This is a genomic window from Butyrivibrio sp. X503, from assembly GCF_003625475.1.
GTDB lineage: Bacteria > Bacillota > Clostridia > Lachnospirales > Lachnospiraceae > Butyrivibrio.
This window is the reverse complement of record NZ_RAIQ01000002.1, coordinates 283,921-304,690: the sequence shown is the minus strand read 5'-3', so window position 1 is coordinate 304,690 and position 20,770 is coordinate 283,921. Positions and strand designations below refer to the sequence as shown.

The 20,770-nt window shown below is 42.5% G+C and carries 22 protein-coding genes; all 22 read left to right on the top strand.

All coding sequences use genetic code 11. The features are described 5' to 3' along the window. Positions 1-2: 2 nt before the first annotated feature. The 22 genes from D6853_RS04285 (at position 3) to tsf (ending at position 20,679) form a co-directional block, all read left to right on the top strand. Positions 3-341 (top strand): flagellar biosynthetic protein FliO, encoded by a 339-nt coding sequence (locus tag D6853_RS04285; RefSeq protein ID WP_120656716.1) that lies wholly within the window; start codon positions 3-5, stop codon positions 339-341. A 1-nt stretch (position 342) separates the two neighbouring features. Then, positions 343-1,287, top strand: coding sequence for a flagellar type III secretion system pore protein FliP (fliP, locus tag D6853_RS04280; RefSeq protein WP_120656714.1), 945 nt, complete (start codon positions 343-345; stop codon positions 1,285-1,287). A gap of 31 nt (positions 1,288-1,318) precedes the next feature. After that, positions 1,319-1,591, top strand: a complete 273-nt coding sequence (fliQ, locus tag D6853_RS04275) for a flagellar biosynthesis protein FliQ (RefSeq protein ID WP_120656712.1) — start codon at positions 1,319-1,321, stop codon at positions 1,589-1,591. Positions 1,592-1,607: 16 nt separating this feature from the next. Then, entirely contained in the window at positions 1,608-2,393 is a 786-nt protein-coding gene (locus tag D6853_RS04270; protein ID WP_120656710.1) for a flagellar biosynthetic protein FliR, read from the top strand. Then, the gene (gene flhB / locus D6853_RS04265; protein WP_120656708.1) at positions 2,368-3,525 is read left to right on the top strand and encodes a flagellar biosynthesis protein FlhB; all 1,158 of its coding nucleotides are present in this window, start codon (positions 2,368-2,370) and stop codon (positions 3,523-3,525) included. Before D6853_RS04270 ends, flhB begins: the two co-directional genes overlap by 26 nt. A gap of 43 nt (positions 3,526-3,568) precedes the next feature. Further along, positions 3,569-5,626: a flagellar biosynthesis protein FlhA gene (gene flhA, locus D6853_RS04260; RefSeq protein ID WP_243108291.1), complete on the top strand. Its 2,058-nt coding sequence runs from the start codon at positions 3,569-3,571 to the stop codon at positions 5,624-5,626. A gap of 1 nt (position 5,627) precedes the next feature. Next, positions 5,628-6,869, top strand: coding sequence for a flagellar biosynthesis protein FlhF (flhF, locus tag D6853_RS04255; protein ID WP_120656706.1), 1,242 nt, complete (start codon positions 5,628-5,630; stop codon positions 6,867-6,869). A 24-nt stretch (positions 6,870-6,893) separates the two neighbouring features. Beyond that, the gene (locus tag D6853_RS04250) at positions 6,894-7,817 is read left to right on the top strand and encodes a MinD/ParA family protein (RefSeq protein ID WP_120656704.1); all 924 of its coding nucleotides are present in this window, start codon (positions 6,894-6,896) and stop codon (positions 7,815-7,817) included. A gap of 42 nt (positions 7,818-7,859) precedes the next feature. Then, positions 7,860-8,585, top strand: a complete 726-nt coding sequence (locus D6853_RS04245; RefSeq protein ID WP_120656702.1) for a flagellar brake protein — start codon at positions 7,860-7,862, stop codon at positions 8,583-8,585. A 2-nt stretch (positions 8,586-8,587) separates the two neighbouring features. Then, complete coding sequence (locus tag D6853_RS04240) at positions 8,588-9,658, top strand: protein-glutamate methylesterase/protein-glutamine glutaminase (RefSeq protein WP_199712998.1); 1,071 nt, start codon at positions 8,588-8,590, stop codon at positions 9,656-9,658. 135 nt (positions 9,659-9,793) lie between these two features. Continuing rightward, complete coding sequence (locus D6853_RS04235) at positions 9,794-11,911, top strand: chemotaxis protein CheA (RefSeq protein WP_120656698.1); 2,118 nt, start codon at positions 9,794-9,796, stop codon at positions 11,909-11,911. 36 nt (positions 11,912-11,947) lie between these two features. Next, positions 11,948-12,442: a chemotaxis protein CheW gene (locus tag D6853_RS04230; RefSeq protein WP_120656696.1), complete on the top strand. Its 495-nt coding sequence runs from the start codon at positions 11,948-11,950 to the stop codon at positions 12,440-12,442. 14 nt (positions 12,443-12,456) lie between these two features. Then, on the top strand, positions 12,457-13,089 hold the full coding sequence (locus D6853_RS04225) for a chemotaxis protein CheC (protein WP_120656694.1): 633 nt from the start codon (positions 12,457-12,459) through the stop codon (positions 13,087-13,089). A 14-nt stretch (positions 13,090-13,103) separates the two neighbouring features. Continuing rightward, positions 13,104-13,589, top strand: a complete 486-nt coding sequence (locus D6853_RS04220) for a chemotaxis protein CheD (RefSeq protein ID WP_092242765.1) — start codon at positions 13,104-13,106, stop codon at positions 13,587-13,589. Beyond that, the gene (locus D6853_RS04215; RefSeq protein WP_120656692.1) at positions 13,586-13,930 is read left to right on the top strand and encodes a hypothetical protein; all 345 of its coding nucleotides are present in this window, start codon (positions 13,586-13,588) and stop codon (positions 13,928-13,930) included. Before D6853_RS04220 ends, D6853_RS04215 begins: the two co-directional genes overlap by 4 nt. Positions 13,931-13,950: 20 nt before the next feature. After that, the gene (locus D6853_RS04210) at positions 13,951-14,724 is read left to right on the top strand and encodes a FliA/WhiG family RNA polymerase sigma factor (protein WP_120656690.1); all 774 of its coding nucleotides are present in this window, start codon (positions 13,951-13,953) and stop codon (positions 14,722-14,724) included. A gap of 30 nt (positions 14,725-14,754) precedes the next feature. Beyond that, positions 14,755-16,332, top strand: a complete 1,578-nt coding sequence (locus D6853_RS04205) for a DUF342 domain-containing protein (RefSeq protein ID WP_120656688.1) — start codon at positions 14,755-14,757, stop codon at positions 16,330-16,332. A 115-nt stretch (positions 16,333-16,447) separates the two neighbouring features. After that, positions 16,448-16,843 carry a hypothetical protein gene (locus tag D6853_RS04200; protein ID WP_120656686.1) on the top strand — a complete coding sequence of 132 codons (396 nt, stop codon included), beginning with the start codon at positions 16,448-16,450 and terminating at the stop codon, positions 16,841-16,843. Positions 16,844-16,899: 56 nt separating this feature from the next. Further along, positions 16,900-17,880: a DUF6115 domain-containing protein gene (locus tag D6853_RS04195; RefSeq protein WP_120656685.1), complete on the top strand. Its 981-nt coding sequence runs from the start codon at positions 16,900-16,902 to the stop codon at positions 17,878-17,880. Positions 17,881-17,893: 13 nt separating this feature from the next. Next, entirely contained in the window at positions 17,894-18,682 is a 789-nt protein-coding gene (locus D6853_RS04190) for a hypothetical protein (RefSeq protein WP_120656683.1), read from the top strand. 239 nt (positions 18,683-18,921) lie between these two features. Then, on the top strand, positions 18,922-19,677 hold the full coding sequence (gene rpsB / locus D6853_RS04185) for a 30S ribosomal protein S2 (protein WP_120656681.1): 756 nt from the start codon (positions 18,922-18,924) through the stop codon (positions 19,675-19,677). A gap of 48 nt (positions 19,678-19,725) precedes the next feature. Beyond that, positions 19,726-20,679, top strand: a complete 954-nt coding sequence (gene tsf, locus D6853_RS04180) for a translation elongation factor Ts (protein ID WP_120656679.1) — start codon at positions 19,726-19,728, stop codon at positions 20,677-20,679. Positions 20,680-20,770 lie beyond the last annotated feature (91 nt).

The window sequence follows — 20,770 nt, the reverse complement described above, 5'->3', positions numbered from 1 at the left end:
GTATGTCCGGTGATTCATATTTACAATTTATAGTGATACTTATAATATTTGTCGGCATATTGGCACTTACGTATTATGTGACCAAATGGATGGCAGGGTATCAAAAGACAAAGAGTCTTGGATGCAATATAGAAGTAATTGAAACTTCGAGAATATCAACGACTAAATATGTTCAGATTATCAGGATTGCAGACAAGTATATGGCCATTGGCGTCGGCAAAGACGAGATAACCGCTTTATGCGAAGTTGATAAGGATTCTCTTTTGATAAAAGATGAATCCGAAAGCAACATGAGTTTTAAAGAAGTTCTTGAAAAAATAAAGGGCGAGTTTAAGAAGTAATATGAGAATTAAGTGGGGAGAGATAAAAAAGAATAAATATCTTTTGGCACAGATTAAAAAATGCCTTCTTTGTGTCACTCTTACAGTAGCTTTGTCCGGTATTTTGGGTCTTGCGATTCCTGCACAGGCACATGCCACGGCCAATGTCATTGAAGACACTACGCCTACTGACCCGACAACCGACAGAGATTCCAATCTTACGGGAAGTCAGCACGAGAGGACCAATATTACTGACCCCGGAACTTCGGAAGATCCCGATGATCTTAAGAAACTTAATATAGCAAATACAGTTACCGTGACTTATGACAACGGTAACGGTTCATTAAACGGCGCCCTGAGGATACTTATTACTCTGACGCTGATTTCGCTTGCACCGACTCTGCTTGTGATGATGACTTCTTTTACGAGGATTATCATTGCGCTTCATTTTACAAGAACCGCGATCGGTACGCAGACGTCGCCTCCGAATATAGTCATGATTGGCATTGCACTTTTTATGACTCTGTTTATTATGCAGCCTACTTTGACGGAGGTTTATAACGAGGCGGTTATTCCTTTTGAGAACGCCGAGATCGATCAAAAAGAATTTATGGATAAGGCGATGGGACCGTTTAGGCAGTTTATGTACGGTCAGACTCAGACCAAGGACGTAAAGCTCTTTATGGAGATCGACCACATAGAATGGGACGGAGAGCTTGAGAGCATTCCGAACGTTGTTCTTATTCCGAGCTTCATTGTAAGTGAGCTTAGAACGGCCTTTATTATCGGATTCCTTATATATGTGCCGTTTATAGTTATTGATATGGTTGTCGCGTCGGTACTTATGAGTATGGGTATGATGATGCTGCCGCCTACGACAATCTCGATGCCGTTTAAGATCTTGTTATTCGTACTTGCTGATGGTTGGAGTCTTATTATCGGTAATCTTGTTAAGTCGTTTTATTAGTGTTTATTTGTCATGAAAGGAGGAGACTAATATGATTACGATGAATGATATCAATACAATCATTAACGGAGCACTGTTTCTTGTTATCAAGATGTCTCTTCCGGTTCTTTTGACTTCGATGATAATCGGTCTTGTGATTTCAATATTCCAGACCGTTACTTCAATTCAGGAACAGACGCTTACTTTTGTTCCGAAGGTTATAGGTGTTTTTGTTATGATCATGCTGATAGGAAACTGGATGCTTACCGAGCTTTCCGGATATATTACTCAGCTTTGGTCTGATTTTTCTCAGTATGTTCGCTAGATGATGGGATAAACAGATGATTGATTATTCTTTTAGCTACGGCGACCTGGAAGTATTTCTTTTGATACTTGCGAGGATTACAAGCTTTATATTTGTTTGTCCGTTCTTTGGAGGAAGGCAGACACCGAATCTCGTTAAGGTTGGATTTGGTCTTATGCTTTCTATACTTATTTACGGAGCGGTTCCTTTTTATCCGCCCGCATACAACACGATAATCGGGTATACGGTCATCGTGTTAAAAGAGGTTATTACAGGCTTTCTTGTCGGATACGCCGTTTCGCTTTGCGAGATGATCGTTAATTTCGCTGGTCAGATAATTGATATGCAGATCGGTCTTTCAATGGTCAATCTCTTTGATCCTGCGACCAATCAGCAGGTTACAATTACCGGATCTTTATATTCTCAGGTGCTTACTGTAGCTCTTTTATTATCCGGTATGTACCGCTTTATTCTAAGCGCGCTTGTTGATACATTTACGTTGATACCGCTTAACGGCGCGGTTATACATTCCGACAGAATGCTTAATTCAATTGTTTTGTTCCTTAGGGACTACATTGTTATAGGTTTTAGAATTGCGCTCCCTATATTTATCATTACGTTTATTACAAATGTTGTCTTGGGAGTGCTTGCCAAGGTTTCGCCGCAGATGAACATGTTTTCCGTTGGTATTCAGATTAAGATCATTATTGGTCTGATGGTCATGTTTATCACGGTTTCTATGCTGGGTGACGCTTCTAATTTCATTTTTATAAACATGAAGGAGCTGATGCATAACTTTGTTTACAGTATGCAAAGCGGCTGATAGCCCTGTTTACGAGCCGCTCCTAATTGCATATGATCTGCAGTTTTTTGCAGAGGACGCCAACGGTGCAGAGAAAACCGAGGAGCCCACAGCCAAAAAGCTTGATGATGCAAGAAAAGAAGGTCAGGTCGCAAAGAGCCAGGAGGTTGCGACAGCCTTTAGTTTGCTTGCACTTTTTATTATTTTAAGGCTCTTTTACGCTGTTATGGGAGCAAACTTCCACAAGATATTTGAAAGAACCTATAACGACATTCCAAATGTCGCAAGAACTTATGACGGTTATCTTCCTGTTGCCACACTCAGTGCGATAGTAAGGAATGCGATGGTTCAACTGCTTGTCTTGTGTGCTCCGTTTTTTATCATAGGATTCTTGGTAGCGTTTATATGCGATTACGTTCAGGTTGGATATAAGCCGACATCTAAACCGTTACAACCAAAGCTTTCAAAGCTTAATCCCGTATCGGGCCTAAAGAAGATCTTTTCTGCCAGAAAGCTTTTTGAGCTTGCTAAGTCGCTGCTTAAGCTTGCTCTTATGGGAATTGTCATTTATACGTTTTTTAAATCCAGGACCGAATCACTGTTTCTTTTGTATGATATTCCATTAAAGAGTGCGATCGGCCTGATGGGTAATCTGATCTTTGATCTTGGAACAAGGATTGCTGTTGCTTATATGGTCATCGCTTTTGCAGACCTCATCTATCAGAAACGAAAGTTCAAAAAAGATATGATGATGACCAAGCAGGAAGTAAAGGATGAGTTCAAGAATTCCGAGGGAAGTCCCGAGGTTAAGTCTGCGCAGAAGCGTAGGATGATGGAAGCTTCGAGAAGGCGTATGATGCAGTCAATTCCACAGGCTGACGTAGTCATTACGAACCCGACGCATTATGCTGTAGCGATCAAATACGACGCTGATGAAGCGGATGCACCTATTGTCACTGCTAAGGGTGCCGATTATGTGGCTCAAAAGATCAAAGAGCTCGCCAAGGAAAATGACGTTGAGATTGTTGAGAACAAGCCGCTTGCGCGTATGCTTTACGCCAACGTTGAAGTCGGCGAGATGGTTCCGCCCGAGTTATATAAGGCGGTTGCAGAAGTCCTTGCTTATGTATATCACTTAAAGGGCAAGATTTGATAGATATTTTTAGTTGGAAATTTTACGGAAAGGAGGATATGGCATGGATACCAAAAAGCTGATGAACAGAGTCTATGATTACGGACTTGCTCTGTATATCGTCGCGGCAGTAGTAATGCTTATTATTCCTCTTTCCGATTTTATTCTGGATATACTGCTTGCATTTGATATGTCGATGTCCTTTGTCATCATGTTTACGGCAATGTTTGCTCAGGACGTTCTTGACATGTCGTTCTTCCCTACGATACTTCTTTTCACGACTATTTTCAGAATCGCTCTTAACGTATCGTCAACGAGGCTTATCCTTACACAGGGTAACGCCGGTAAGGTTATCGAGGTATTCGGATCCTTCGTTGGCGGCGGTGATCTTATCGTCGGTGCGATCATATACGTTATCCTTATCATCGTTCAGCTGATGGTCATCAACAAAGGTTCCGAGCGTGTAGCTGAAGTATCGGCTCGTTTTACATTGGACGCTATGCCCGGTAAACAGATGGCTATCGATGCCGACTTAAATACCGGCGCGATAACAGATGAAGAGGCTAAGCAGAGAAGACAGAAGATTCAGGACGAAGCAAGCTTCTTCGGAGCAATGGACGGTGCTACCAAGTACGTTAAGGGAGATGCGACTGCGGGTCTTATCATTACTGCGGTCAACCTCCTTGGCGGTATTGCGATGGGCGTTCTCAGAATGGGAATGGACGTCAACACCGCGATAAATACATATTCGATCCTTACCATGGGTGACGGTCTTGTAAGTTCTATTCCTTCACTCATGATTTCCATGTCTACAGGTATTCTTGTAACCAAGGGCTCCAAGGAGGCGGACTTTGGTCATGTTCTTATCGGACAGCTCTTCGGAATGCCTAAGACCTTGTATCTTGTAGGCGGCGTTGTAGCGGGACTAGGCATATTATCACCTTTGCCGACTCTTTTGTACGTCACCTTCGGTGCTGCATTTATCTTCCTTGGAAGAGTTGCGAGTCAGACTATAGAGGAAGTCGCAACAGAAGGGGAAGTAGCTTCGCCTGAGGAACAGGAGGCTGAAGAGATCAGGCAGCCCGAAAATGTCACGAGTCTTTTGCAAGTTGACCCGATCGAGCTTGAGTTTGGTTACGGTATCATTCCTCTTGCCGATGTCAATCAGGGCGGAGACCTTCTCGATCGAGTTGTTATGATCAGACGTCAAGTTGCGCTTGAACTTGGTACCGTTGTTCCGATTATTCGTCTTCGAGATAATATTCAGTTGAATCCTAATCAATATATCATTAAAATTAAAGGTATACAGGTGAGCGACGGAGAGATTCTTTTTGACCATTATATGGCCATGAATCCGGGACACGTTGAGGATGAGATCACCGGTATTCCTACATTTGAACCTTCCTTCCATCTTCCCGCGATCTGGATCACGGAAGGTCAGAGAGAAAGGGCGGAAAGTCTTGGCTATACAGTAGTCGATCCGCCGTCTATTATCGCTACGCACTTAACTGAGATTATCAGAGAACATATCTCCGAACTTATGACAAGGCAGGATGTTCAGAATCTTATCGATAATCTCAAAGAGAGCAATGCTGCTCTTGTTGAAGAGCTTGTTCCTAAGCTTATGAGCCTTGGTGAGATCGAGAAAGTACTTCAGAATCTTCTCAAGGAAGGCATATCTATCAGAGATCTTGTTACCATATTTGAGACGCTTGCTGATTTCGCACCCTCAACACACGATCCCGATATCCTTACGGAATATGTTCGTCAGAGTCTTAAGAGGGCGATATCAAACAAGTTCTTCATGCCGGGTGAGACTACAAGCGTAGTGACACTTGATCCCAAGATTGAGCAGGAGATCATGAACAGTGTCAAGCAGACGGAAACAGGTGCATATCTTACGCTTGATCCTGCACGCACCAAGTCGATTCTTGCATCTGTCGGTGAGCAGGTCAAGAAGCTTGAAGATGCCGGCAAACAAGCAATAATTATGGCTTCGCCTATCGTGCGAATGTATTTCAAGAAAATGACGGAAGATTACTACAAGGATCTTGTGGTGATTTCTTATAATGAAGTTGAGGCTAATATAGAATTACAATCTGTGGGGATGGTAACGGCATAATATGATTATCAAAAAGTATGTTGGAAAAACTGAAAGCGAGGCAGTCGAGGAGGCAAAAAAAGAGCTCGGACCAAACATCGTCGTGATGAATGTGAGACCTCTTAAAAATAAGGGAATCTTATCTCTTTTTAAGTCTCAGAAGATTGAGGTGACTGTTGCACTCGAGGAGGAGACGGAGAGACCTGTAAGGACATATTCTCCGCAAAAGAGTTCATCAAAGGATATTTCGCAGCGTGATACCGTTGTTTCCGCAACCGTAAATGCGACCAAGGTTCGCGAAGTTAAGGAAGACAACAGTGCCATCGAAGAAAAGCTTGATAATTTAAGCAATCTTCTTGAAAAGAATATTCTTAAGAATGAAAAGGATGAACCTGTGGAAGAAAAGACAGTTACTCCCAAGGAGGAAAAGTCGCAGATCAACGCTGCGGGTAACGATATATCCGAAGAGACACTCTCTTTTATCAAATTGTTATATAATACTCTTATAGAGAATGAGGTTGACGAGATCTATGTTAACCAGCTTACGGATGAGGTTGAGAAGGTAAGTAAACCGGGACTTCCTTTTGATTTTGCTCTTGCAAACGTATATCAGAAGATGGTTCTTAAATTCGGTAAATCCGAGCCTATCGACACGGAAAAAGAGGGACCGAGGGCTGAGATCTTTATTGGCCCCACAGGAGTAGGAAAGACTACTACGATCGCTAAGCTTGCTTCGGAGCTCAGCGTTACCAAAAAGAAGAAGGTGGCTCTTTTAACCGTTGATACATATAGGATAGCAGCTGCAGAACAGCTTCGTACTTATGCTTCAATCCTTGAGATTCCGTTCAGGGTTATCTATTCCGTTGAGGAGATGAAGCAGGCAGCCGAGGATTTCAAGGACTATGATTATATCATGGTGGATACGGCCGGCCATTCTCTTAAGAATGAAGAGCTTAAGAAGGATGTCGAGAGCTTTATCAGATGTCTTGAAGATGTTATGGATTGTGAGAACTTCCTTGTTCTTTCAGCAACCACCAAGTATCGTGATCTGATCGAGATTGCCGATGCTTATTCGGAGATGGTTGCATATAAACTTATTTTTACAAAAATGGACGAAACGGGCGCAAAGGGCAATCTTTACAATATCAGAATGCATACCGGTGCACCTGTTGCCTATATAACAAACGGTCAGAACGTTCCTGACGATATCGCTGTATTTGACGCTCAGAGAATCGTTAAGAACCTTCTAGGAGGAAAGAGTTAACTACGGGAATTCGGGGATTGCATTATGGATCAGGCGCAGCAATTAAGAAATATTATCAAAAATTCAAATAAGCCGCAAAGACCGCTGGCAAGGATTATCACAGTTACAAGTGGCAAAGGAGGCGTCGGTAAATCAAACGTTTCCATCAATCTTGCGATACAGTTTCGCAAGATGGGCAAAAGAGTCATCATACTTGATGCGGACTTTGGACTTGCAAATATCGAGATCATGTTCGGTACCGTTCCGAAGCATAATCTCTGCGATCTTATCTATCAGGGTAAGAATATTAAGGACATCATTACCTGGGGACCTGAGGGAGTCGGATTTATTTCCGGAGGTTCGGGTATTTCCGGTATGTATAACCTGAGCAGAGATTATCTTGTATATATTATTGTCAATCTTGCTGAGCTGGACGCTATAGCTGATATAATAATAATAGATACCGGAGCGGGTATTTCGGATGCCGTTATGGAGTTTCTTGTAGCGAGCGGCGAGATAATACTTGTTACAACTCCGGAGCCGACATCGATTACCGATTCGTATTCTCTTTTGAAAGCGCTTAATCAATCGCCTAGATTTTCAAGAGAAAATACAAAGGTTAAGGTTGTTTCGAACAGAGTATCTTCCGATGACGAAGGTCAGCAGTTGTTTAATAAGCTCAATGCTGTTGTGGCACGGTATCTTAAGCTTCCGCTTACTTATATGGGAGCTATACCGCAGGATCAGTATCTTGCAAAAAGTGTAATGCAGCAATCACCGGTATCTCTGCAGTATCCCAATGCCAAATCGGTCAAGGCATTTGAGAATATTGCGGGACAGCTTATGAATCCCGGCGATTATGCTGAGGTTAAGCAAAGAGGAATGGCGGCTTTCTTTTCACACATAATTACCGGCAGAAAGCTTTCAAGCACTCAGCCCGGCACTGCGGAGGCCAAGGTTATTAACTGATATTTTTACATAAAAGACTATGATTGGAGATTACAGGCATTTATGCTCACGGATTACATTTCACCCGGAAACAGGGTTGAATTAAAAGCCACCGGAAAGATCTGGATGGACGAGGATATGCGAACAAGGCATATCTACATGAGTAAAATAATGGATGTTACATCGGATGACAGGATAGAAGTTTTGATGCCTTACGAAAAAGGTAAGCTCGTTCTGCTTCCTGTTGACGGCGAATACAGTCTTTGCTTCTACAGTCCGAGAGGTCTTTTTCAGTGCTATTCAAAGATTGTTGACAGATACAGAAGCGATAACATGTATATTCTGGTACTTGATCTTACAAGCCAGCTTCAGAAGCTTCAAAGAAGGGAATATTACAGATTCAGTTGTGCGCTTGAGTTAAAATCAAGACTTTGCTCAAAGGAAGAACTCGAAGCGTTTGAAAATAACCGTAAATATCTGGTGGATAACAGCAAAGACCAGCTTCAAAGAAGCGTTGTCGTTGACATAAGCGGCGGAGGACTCAGATTTGTATCCAATTTCAGATATGATGAAGGCAGTATTATTTATTGCTCATATCGTTTACCCGGAAACGTAAATGATAAAGAATATGAGATGATTTGCAGTATCCTAAAGGTTCAAGAGCTGGAAAGCAGACCGGGACTTTTTGAACATCGTATCCAATATGTTTATATTGATGAGACTTCCAGAGAAGATATTATCCATTTTATCTTCGAAGAAGAACGAAAAATCAGAAAGAAGCAAACATAATTATGAAAAAAATTTTGTTAATTGATGACTCTGCACTCATGAGAACGGTTCTAAGTGATATCATTAATTCAGATTCAAGATTCCAGGTGGCTGACAAGGCCCGTGACGGAGTCGAAGGTCTGGAGCTTCTTAAAAAGAATTCGTATGATGCCGTAGTACTTGATATTAACATGCCCAGAATGGACGGAATCACGATGCTTAAAGAGCTCAACAAACTGGGTATCAAGGCGAAGATAATGATGGCCAGCACCGATACCAAAGAAGGTGCGAAAGTCACACTCGACTGTCTTGATCTCGGAGCCTTAGACTTTGTACACAAACCTGACAGAGCATCTGAGTGTAAAGGCGATGAATTCAGTAAACATTTCATTGATACTCTTGCGGCTGTTGCAGACAGTAGAATGCCTGTATCAAGCAAAGCTTTCTCCTTTGAAGAGGTCAAGGAATCACGCAAGGTTGTTGAACTGGTTACTAAATCTGCCGGAAAGATTACAGGTAACAGAATCGTTGCTATCGCTAGCTCAACCGGTGGCCCTCGTGCACTTCAGAGCGTTATACCTAAACTTCCAAAGAATATAAAAACTCCTATTGTACTGGTGCAGCACATGCCCGAAGGATTTACGGCATCACTTGCCGAAAGACTTGATTCTCTTTCGGAAGTAAGAGTTAAGGAGGCTGCCGAAGGAGATGTTTTGGAAGTCGGAACCGTCTATATTTCAAGAGGCGGCAAGCATATGCACATAGTAAAGAACGCCGGAAGGAGTGTTATTCACTATGTGGACGGACCCACAAGAGAAGGCGTAAGACCTTGCGCAAACTTCATGTATGAATCTCTTATGGATTCGGATTACGACGAAATATGCTGTGTAGTTCTTACAGGAATGGGAGCTGACGGCACGGAAGGAATCAAGAATCTTAAATCCAAGAAAAAAGTTCACGTGATCGGACAGGACGAAGGAACCTGTACCGTTTACGGAATGCCCAAAGCAGTAGCTGTTGCCGGGCTGGTCGATCAGGTTGTAAAGCTTGATGACGTGGCCCAGGAAATAATAATGAATGTCGGCGTGAACTAGGGTTAATATTCTTTTTAGCTTCCGTTTATAAAAGTTTTAATTTACCCCGTTCAAAAAGCCGATAAAAAGCACAAAAGTATGCGATAATTAGACTATACTTTTGTAACTATCACTTTTAACGGAGGTAAATAGGTTATGGATGTTTCCCAGTATCTAAGTGTCTTTCTCGACGAAGCAAAGGAGCACCTTCAGTCACTCAACGATAACATTATGACTCTTGAGCAGGATCCTGAGAATGAGGATTGTATCAACGAGATATTCAGATCTGCTCACTCCATGAAAGGTATGGCCGGAACCATGGGTTATACCAGAATGCAGAATCTTACGCATGATATGGAGGATGTTTTCTCTGACGTTCGTGCCGGCAAGATCAAGATCAAATCTGAGATGATCGATATCTTACTTCAGTGTCTTGATGCGATTCAGGGCTATGTGGACAACATTACCGAGAATCAGGACGAAGGTACGGAGGAACACCAGAACATCATAAAAGCTCTCGGAGATATCAGAAACGGTACTCTCGGAGCGTCTGGCGGTGACGCGGCGCCCGCTGCTGCAGATTCTGCTCCGGCAGATGCACCCGCAGACAATGCGCCTGCTCCGGGCTCAGATCCCGCATCTGATTACAGAGCAATTCGTCTTGATTCTTCTGCAAGAGCTACTCTTGAAGAAGCTAAGAATCAGGGCAAAAAAATCTACGGTATTACTGTACATATCATGGAATCCTGTATTTTGAAGGCCGCCAGAGGCTTCCTTGTATTCAAAGGCCTTGAAGATGTCGGCGAGATAGTCGTATCCGAGCCCAATACACAGGATATAGAAGATGAGAAATTTGATTTTTCTTTCAGTCTCGTTCTTATTTCGGATGAGTCCAAAGAAAAGATCGAAGAAATAGTTAAATCCGTTTCCGAGGTTGAAGGTTGTGACGTCGGAGAGTTTGATCTTAACGGTGCAAAAGGAGCTGATGATAAAGAAGAAGCTTCTTCGGATGCTGCACCTTCAGCAGCACCTTCTGCAAGTTCACCTGCTCCCGCAGCAGTTAATACACCTGCTCCCGCACCTGCAGCCGGCGGCGCTAAAAAACCTGTCGGCAAGCCTGTGGTTAACAGAACAGTTCGTGTAGATATCGAAAAACTCGATGTTCTTATGAACCTTGTAAGTGAGCTTATCATTGCTAAGAACTCACTTATATCCGCTGCCAATTCTTCAGGCGTAAGTAACGGAAATGTAAATGAACAGATTGAATATCTTGAGAGCGTTACGACCAACCTTCATGAATCAGTCATGAAAGTTCGAATGGTTCCTATTGAGAGCGTTCTCCAGAAATTCCCTCGTATGATCAGAGATCTTAACAAGACTCTCGGCAAGAAGATGGAACTTACAATGACCGGTGAAGATACCGAGATGGATAGAACTGTGGTTGATGAGATCGGTGATCCTTTGATGCATCTTATCAGAAACAGTGCCGATCATGGTATTGAGCCTGCTGCAGTCCGTGCAGAAAGAGGCAAGCCTGAAGTAGGACAGATCTTCTTACATGCTTTCCAGGATGGTAACAGCGTTGTTATCGAGGTTGGAGATGACGGTAACGGCATTGATGCTGAGGCCGTTAAGAACAAAGCTATTGAAAAGGGCGTTGTTTCTGCTGAGCAGGCAGCTCTTTTGACAGATAAACAGTGTGTTGAACTTCTTTTCCATCCTGGATTCTCAACTGCCAAGCAAGTATCCGAGATTTCAGGAAGAGGTGTTGGACTTGATGTCGTTAAGTCCAAGGTTGAGTCGCTTTCCGGTGAAGTATCCGTTAAGACCAAACTTGGCGAAGGTTCAACATGGGTTATCAGATTACCTCTTACACTTGCTATTATTCAAGCTCTCATGGTTATCATCGGAGAAGAGAAGTATGCAATTCCTCTGGATTCAATTCAGAGTATTGAGGATGTTTCTCCTTCAGACCTTAAGCTGGTTGAAAACAGAGAGGTTATTAACTTAAGAGGAAGTGTAACTCCTATCGTCAGACTTAATGAGGTTCTTGACACAGAATCCACCAAAGCTCCCGAGGATGATATGGTCGTTGTTATTGCAAGAAAGGGTGATCAGCAGGTCGGACTTGTAATAGACGAACTTATGGGACAACAAGAGATCGTTATCAAGCCTCTTGGCAAGTACACCAATAAGTGCAAACTTATAAGCGGTGCTACAATCCTGGGTGATGGTGAGATAGCTCTTATTCTTGATACTAATTCAATTTTCTGATCGTAGTTTAAGATTACGAGGAAAGGATGAATCGTTATGGATGAACTTAGAGAGACTACTGAGGTTGGAGAACTTATACAGTATATTGTTATTAAGATTGATGATGAGTATTACGGAATCAATATCAAATTCATAGACAATATTGTAAGAATGCAACAGATTACACGCGTTCCCAAGGTTGATGCGTTCCTTAAGGGCGTTATCAATATCCGAGGCGAGATTGTTCCCGTTATGAGTATTCGTATGAAGATGGGACTTGAAGAGGACGTGATAACGGACAAGAGCCGTATCATAATCCTTAAGACCGAGGCAGGAGACCTTGTGGGAATCATCGTTGATCAGGTTAATCAGGTTCTTACACTTGATTCCAAGAACATCGAGAAAGTTCGTTACGATGATAAGAAGGGCAAAGCCAATGCCACATTTGTCAGCGGTGTAGGACATTATGATGGCGGACTTGTATCGATACTTGATCTCGATGCCGTTGTTTCCGAGAAGGAAGTAAAAGAAAAAGCATCTAATGCAAGTTAATTGGAGGAAGTAATATGGGAGAGATGAATCTGGACAATTTATCCAGTCAGTATTTTGATGTACTTAAGGAGCTGGGTAATATTGGTGCAGGTAATGCCACAACAGCACTTGCGCAGATGATAGGAACCAAGGTCGATATGTGTGTGCCTCAGGTTAGGCTGCTTGATTTTAAAGATGTCGGAGACCTGATGGGCGGCGCCGAGAAGATCATGGCAGGTATATACCTTGCTCTTAACGGTGATATCGACGGAAGCATCATGTTCCTGCTTGGCAAGCAGGCCGCAAGGCACCTTGTTGATAAGCTGATGGGAACAGGCCCTAAATCCGAAGATGAAGAATTTGATGAGGTTGAGATGTCTGCTCTTAAAGAGGTCGGCAATATCATCACAGGTTCATATCTTAATTCACTTTCGATGATGACGAACCTCAAGCTCATTCCTTCAATCCCATACGTTGCCATCGATATGGCGGCTGCGATCTTGAGTGTTCCGGCGATTCAGTTCGGCATGATGGGAGATAAGATCCTTCTTATTGAGACTCAGTTCTTTGATGAGCTCAAATTAAGTGGTTATTTTATTCTTTTACCTGATATTGACGGTTACAGTAAAATTCTCTCTTCACTTGGAATGGGAGATCTTTCAAATTAACGAAGGGGTCTTATATGAGTCAGATTATTAAGGTTGGTATGGCCGATCTGAACATTTGCGTAAGCCCTGACGGAATAACCACACTAGGGCTTGGGTCCTGCGTCGGAATAGCAATAAGGGATCCCGTCACCAAGATAGGTGGCTTGGCGCACGTTATGTTGCCGGATTCAACTGAAATAAAGAACAACTCTAATATACCTAAATTTGCGGACACCGGAATTCAAGAGCTTGTAGACCAGATTGTTGCCAAAGGTGCGAACAAATCGAGACTTGTCGCCAAAATAGCGGGAGGTGCTCAGATGTTTGCTTTCCAGTCACAAAATGCGACAATGCGTGTCGGAGACAGAAATGTAGCTGCTTCGCTTAAGAAGCTTAAAGAGCTCAACATTCCGGTTCTTGCACAGGACACCGGCGATTCATACGGAAGAACGGTCATTTTTTATCCTGAAAATGGGGATTATATTATCAGAGCTGTTGGAAAGCCTGAGAAAGTTATATGAATGAAACTGAAGATTTAAAGAAATTCAATAAAAAGATCATCACGCCGTTGATAGTGCTTTCAGCGACTGCTATTATAGCGATATTTACATACTTTAAGCACTATCCTGTGCGTGAATGGCTTTTAATAGTCCTATGCTCCGTGGCTCTTTTCGTTGCGATAGCTCTTTTCTTTGAAAAGATGATCATGGGTTTTATGGACGTTAATAGGGAGAAGGCTTTAGCTTTACAAGCCGAAGAAGAAAAACTTCTTGAGGAGGAAAATCCCGAAGAAGAGGAAAGTATTGAAGGACTAGAAGAGTCGGATTCCGATTCAATGGAAATTCACGACATTCTTGAATAAAACATTCGGGGATCTGGTACATGGACGAAGCAGGCAAGAATAAATTATGGACAGAATATGGAAAGACTAAATCCGCTGATATCAGAGAGCAGCTCATCTTAGAGTATGCTCCTCTTGTTAAGCTTGTAGCGGGTAGACTCAGCATGTATCTCGGATTTAACGTTGAGTATGACGATCTTGTAGGGTATGGTATTTTTGGCCTTATCGATGCGATCGACAAATTTGATCTTATGAAGGATGTTAAGTTTGAAACTTATGCAAGCCTTCGTATCAGAGGAGCTATTCTCGATCAGATCAGAAAGATGGACTGGATACCACGTACCATTAGACAGAGGCAGAAAAAGATCGAAGCCGCTATAAGAGAGATAGAAAAAGACAGCGGACATGTTGCTACTGATGCCGAGATTGCTGCCAAAATGGATATTTCAGAGGATGAATATCAGAATTGGCAGAATCAGATGAAGGTTACCGGCGTTGTTTCTCTTAATGAATTTATGGACTCAGGCGCCGATATTCCTGAAGATTCCGGCACACACTCATCAGGCTTTACAAAGCCCGAAGAAGCTGTGGAAAAGGAAGAGCTTAAGAAGATGCTCGCAGAATCTTTGGAGCTTCTTACCGAAAAAGAAAAGAAGGTTATTTTGCTTTATTACTATGAAGAACTTACTTTGAAGGAGATAAGTGAAGTTCTTGAAGTATCTGAATCCAGAGTATCTCAGCTTCATACAAAGGCTCTTCAGAAAATGAGAGACAAACTCGGAAATTATCTTGGAATAGTAACTAATTCCAGGTAAAGAACTATATGTATAAAGGGGATTTATAGGATGAACGGTTACTTCCAGCTTGTTATCACACCTAAGGGTACCGGGATTAAAGTATTCGCACCAACAGACGGAGGAGATGCATTAAATTTTAGCGATGTCCGTGATTACCTTGAGGACAAGAAAATAGAATATGATCTCACTGTTGTAAATGAAGCTGTGGCCAATGCGGATGGTAACGTGGTTTTGATTAATAGTGCTCAAATTTTGCCCGAAAGAGAGTATGTCAAATTCTACGTTCCCAATGACCGTATGAGTGTCACGGCATTTTTTATTCCTCCTACCGAAGGTGGAGAATTGATGACGGAAAAAGAATTCCTTGATACACTGGCTTACAGAAAATATCGTTTTGGAATTCAGACGGAAGATATACATAAATTCTTTGAGCACAGAGAGTATTGTAAGGATATTCTTGTAGCCAAAGGTCAGGAAGTCGTCCAGGGAAAAAATGCCAGCGTTGAGCTTCATTTTAATGCCAATTTAAGAGCAAAACCCACACTTCGCGAGGACGGAAGCGTGGATTATTTCCATCTTAATTTTATCAATAATGTTCAGGCGGGTGATCTTCTTGCGACTTTGCATCCCGAAGTTCTCGGAATTCCAGGTACAACGGTGTTCGGAGAGGCTATTAAGCCTGCTGCTGTCAAGGCTACTTATATCAAAGCCGGCAAGAATACTGTACTTTCTGAGGATAAACTTCAGCTAACCGCGGCAACCGCAGGTCATGTTACGGTAAAAGAGGGTAGAATTACCGTTTCGGATGTTCTCACACTTGAAAATGTTGATGTATCAACCGGAAATATTGATTATGAAGGAAGCGTTGAGGTTAATGGACTTGTCGCTACCAATTTCAGTGTAAAAGCCGGTGGAAACATTCATGTGAGAGGAATTGTTGAGGGCGCCAAGCTTGAAGCCGGTGCGGATGTAATACTTGAATGCGGAGCAAAAGCGGGCGGAAATATACATGCAGGCGGTAATGTAGTAACAAAATTCATTGAGAATGCCACTGTTACTGCCACCGGAGGAATTACAAGCGAATCAATACTTCACTCCAACGTTTCTTCCGGAACTGAAATTAATGTAACCGGAAGAAGAGGCTTTATCGCAGGCGGACGAGTAAGTGCTGCCGATAAGATAACCGCTAAGGTTCTCGGTTCCGAGATGGGTGCCAATACCATAATTGAGGTTGGTGCCGATCCTCAGATAAAGCAAAGACTGAAGGAAATACAAAAAAATATCGCCGATTCACAGAAAAAGATAGAAAGTATCAAACCCACGATTGAAGGCTTTACAAAGATGCTTAAAGCAGGTGTTAAGTTTAATCCTCAACAGGTTGAGAGTGCCAAGAAGCTTATTGAGATGAACAAGACACTTACCCAGGAAATACAGGACGACTCCGATGAGTATGCTAATCTTATGGCTAAGCTTGCCGAGGCCAAGGATGCACAGGTTATAGTTGAAGGTACAGCGTATCCCGGAACAACGGTTAATATCGGAGAGCTTTCGATGATAGTAAAAAAACCTGTTCAATACAGTAGATTTGTAGTCAAGGAAGGTGATGTAAGATTGGCTCCGATATAAGGTTGGCGAAGATATATGCCGATATTAATGATATAGGAGTAAAGGAACATTTCGTATATCATTTAATAGGAGCCCATTAAACATATTTACTTAACGCAAAAGGAAGGTGAGTAACATGTCGATCAACAGGATAGACTTCGGAGTCATAGCTGCATCCAATGAGGTTTCCGCAGTAAAAGCCGCGGAAGACTCAAGACCCATGATGGATAGGCAGAATTTCCAGACTCAGTTCAATGAAGAAGTCGATAATCAAAAGAATTCGGTCATTCAAAAGGATGACGTAAGCGGACCGGAGGTTCAGGCCGATGCCCAGGGGAAGGGCAACAACGAATATGCCGGCGACGGTGGTAAGAACCGTAAGAGAGGACGGGAAGAAAGGGAAGAAAAGAATCCCATCTTCGAAAGGCAGCTCTCTGTTGAACGCATGGAAAAAATAGGGGAACAAATGCTTGATAAACACGGAAAAGCCGTAGACCTTCATATTTCCTCAGGTTTTGATTTGAAGATTTAATATATCTATATTATAATAAATTAGTTTAAGTTTAACGAAAGCAGTTGGGGCCGTAAATGATAAGTATTACCGAGATTGTTCTCATAATTGCGGGATTTGCCGCAATAATATTGGGGTATCTTCTTCCGGCCGGAAAAGAAATGGATGAAGAAGATAAAATGCTCATGGAAAGAGAAATCCGTGAGCTTGTTCGTCGTGAAGTTGAAGAGCAAAAAGAGACGATCGAGAACATGGTCGATGATACCGTCGAAGACTCCCTTGGCAGAACAGAGCGTGCCATGGAGCGAATTTCCAACGAAAAATTATCTGCGATAAACGAGTATTCAGATACCGTCATCAGTGATATTCATAAGAATCACGATGAGGTTATGTTTATGTATGATATGCTTAATGACAAGCATAAGAATCTTACAAGCGTTGTTTCCGAGGTGACAAGAAAAGCAGACGAAGCCAAACAGGTTGTCAGGGATGCCGAGGCTACAGTAAAGGAAGCCAAGGAAGCAAGCAGCTCTCTTAAAGATATACATGCCAATGAAATTCCTAAAAATGAAGTTCCTGAACCGATAGTAAGGAAGGTTCCCGAAGAGGTACCCGTTGCCGATCTTGCACTTTCTTCCAAGAATGATGTACATCAGGCATCCAGACTTGAGGATATTAAAGCTACGGTTATTAAGCCTGACGAGTCTTCAAATCTTCATATTATCGGTAATGATAATAAAGATGCTTCCGATAAGAGCGTTGAAGAGCATAAGGTCGTTACTCCCGATAAGAGCATTGAAGACTCCAAGGTTGTTACTCCTGTGAGCAATAAGGTCGTTCCGATAACCGAGGCGGTCAGAGTTGAAGGCAGAAGTGCCAATCCGGACAAAAATATGCGTGAGCTTACCGCTAATGATCCAATATCTCAGAACAGACAGATTATCGAGATGCATAAGGCAGGTAAGTCAAATATGGTCATTGCAAGAGAGCTTGGCCTCGGAATCGGAGAAGTTAAGCTTGTTATAGATCTTTCCAACAAACACAGAAAGGTTAAGTAAAGGATAAGAGCACATGAAACTTAAGTATTATCTTAGGGGAATCGGTATCGGCGTTATTCTTACAGCTCTTATCATGGGCTTTGCGTTGGGTGGCAGAAAAGCGACCATAAGCGATGCGGAAGTCATAGAAAGAGCCAAGAAGCTCGGAATGGTCCAGGGCGGAGTGCTTACCGATTATTCAAACGAGGAAAACAGCATTGATAATAAAAAAGATTCTTCTTTATCCGATGAAAAAGTATCTGAAGAAGGAGAAGAGAAGTCTGAAGAAATCGACGAAGCAGTCACTTTATCAAGTTCGCCTATTTCAAAAGTGGATAAATCGCAAGATGAAGTCAAAAAAGAAGAAGTTAAAAAAGAAGAAGTAAAAAATGAAGAAGCGAAATCAGTAGCCTCTTCAAGCGCTTCATCTGCCGCTTCAATTGATAATTCTAATCCCAAAGCAGAAGCAAAAGAATCTAAGACAGATAATTCCAAAGTCGAAAACAAGGATTCCAAAACAGATAATTCCAAAGCCGAAAACAAGGATTCCAAAACAGATAATTCCAACGAAAGTAAATCAGATACAGAACAGGTTAATAGCGATGTACCCGTTACCGGAGAAGCCAAGAGTATTACGATTCCCGGAGGTACGAGCTCAGACGGTGTGGCAAGAATTCTTTATAATGAAGGGATAATAGATGATCCCGTATCTTTCAACAAATATCTCGTTGATAATAAGATTGACAGGATAATTCGCTCGGGAACCAAGAGTTTCCCTGAAGGAGCCACTTATGAACAAGTTGCTTCAATAATTACAAAATAACAAGGTAAATACGTTAATATAGTGTTGCATTCCCGCAAATTATATGCTAATATGAAAAAGCTGTTGATTTGCGGGATTTTTATGCCCTGATCACGGTGAAAACAAGTAAACACGCATATCTGTTTCTCTTATTGGTGTCAAATCTTTGATCGTAAGGGAGTCACCGCATTTGATAACGCGCTTATGCGGATTAACGACTAAGGATATGCGGAAGAATTTAACCAAACGGAGGTAATATCATGAGCGTTGTATCAATGAAACAGTTACTTGAGGCAGGTGTACATTTCGGACACCAGACAAGAAGATGGAACCCTAAAATGGCTCCTTACATTTTCACAGAGAGAAACGGTATCCACATCATCGACCTTCAGAAGTCAGTAGTAAAGGTTGACGAGGCTTATAAGGCAGTTTTCGAGATTGCACAGCAGGGTGGAACAATTCTTTTCGTGGGAACAAAGAAGCAGGCACAGGATGCAGTTAAGACTGAGGCTGAGCGTTGCGGAATGTACTACGTTAACGAGAGATGGCTCGGCGGTATGCTCACAAACTTCAAGACAATCCAGAGCAGAATCGCAAGAATGAAGACTATCGAGAAGATGCAGGAAGACGGAACATTCGAAGTTCTTCCCAAGAAGGAAGTTGCACAGCTTAAGAAGGAGCTTTCCAAGCTTCAGGCTAATCTTGGCGGAATCAGAGATATGAAGAGAATCCCTGACGCTATCTTTGTAGTAGATCCCAAGAAGGAAAGAATCTGCATTCAGGAAGCAGAGGCACTTGGAATCACTCTTATCGGTATCGGCGACACAAACTGCGATCCCGAAGAGCTTGACTTCATCATCCCCGGTAACGATGATGCTATCAGAGCAGTAAAGCTTATCGTTGGTAAGATGGCTGACGCTGTAATCGAGGCTAATCAGGGTGCTGAGGCTGACGTAGCAGCTGAGAACGAGGGCGCTGAAGTAGAAGAAGAGACTACAGAAGAAGTAGCTGAGTGATTTTAGAATATATTTTAATTAAATAAAATCTTAGGGAGGATAATATAGATGGCTATCACAGCAGCAATGGTTAAAGAATTACGTGAGTCTACCGGTGCAGGAATGATGGAATGCAAGAAGGCTCTTACAGAAACTAACGGAGATATGGATGCAGCCGTTGAGTTCCTTAGAAAGAACGGTATCATGAAGGCTGAGAAGAAGGCTAGCAGAATCGCAGCCGAGGGTCTTACAAAGATCGCTGTTAAGGACGACAAGACTGCAGCAGTTGTTGAGGTTAACTCAGAGACTGACTTCGTTGCGCAGAACGAGAAGTTCCAGGCATTCGTTGAGGCTGTTGCTACACAGGCAGTTAATTCCGATTCTAAGGACCTTGATTCATTCATGGCTGAGAAGTGGAATGAGGATGCTTCAAAGACTGTTAACGATGCTCTTGTTGAGATCACAGCAGTTATCAGTGAGAAGCTCAGCATCAGACGTTTCGAGAAGGTTGTTGCTTCAAACGGTATCGTAGTTCCTTACGTACACGGCAACGGAAGAATCTCTGTTATCGTTGAGGCTGACACAGACGTTGTTAACGACGAGATCAAGGATGCTGTTAAGAACATTGCTATGCAGGTTGCAGCACTTAATCCTAAGTATGTTTCTACTGAGGATGTTTCTCAGGAGTACAGAGATCACGAGAAGGAAATCCTTCTTGCTCAGGCTATGAAGGAGAACGAGGAGCTTCCCGAGGGCAAGAGAAAGCCTCAGGAGATTATCGAGAAGATGCTTATCGGACGTCTCAACAAAGAGCTTAAAGAGATCTGCCTTAATGAGCAGGTTTATGTAAAAGCTGAGGATGGTAAGCAGACAGTTGGTCAGTACGTTGCTCAGGTTGCAAAGAACAACGGTGCTAACCTTTCAATCAAGAGATTCGTTCGTTTCGAGACAGGTGAAGGAATCGAGAAGAAGAGTGAGAACTTTGCAGAGGAAGTTGCAAAGCAGGCAGCTGGTCTTAACTAATCATATTTAAAGATTTACGGAGCTCCGGTTTGTTGACCGGAGCTCTTTATATTTTAGGCGAAATGTCCTATACTAGTAGGGTATGATTTTT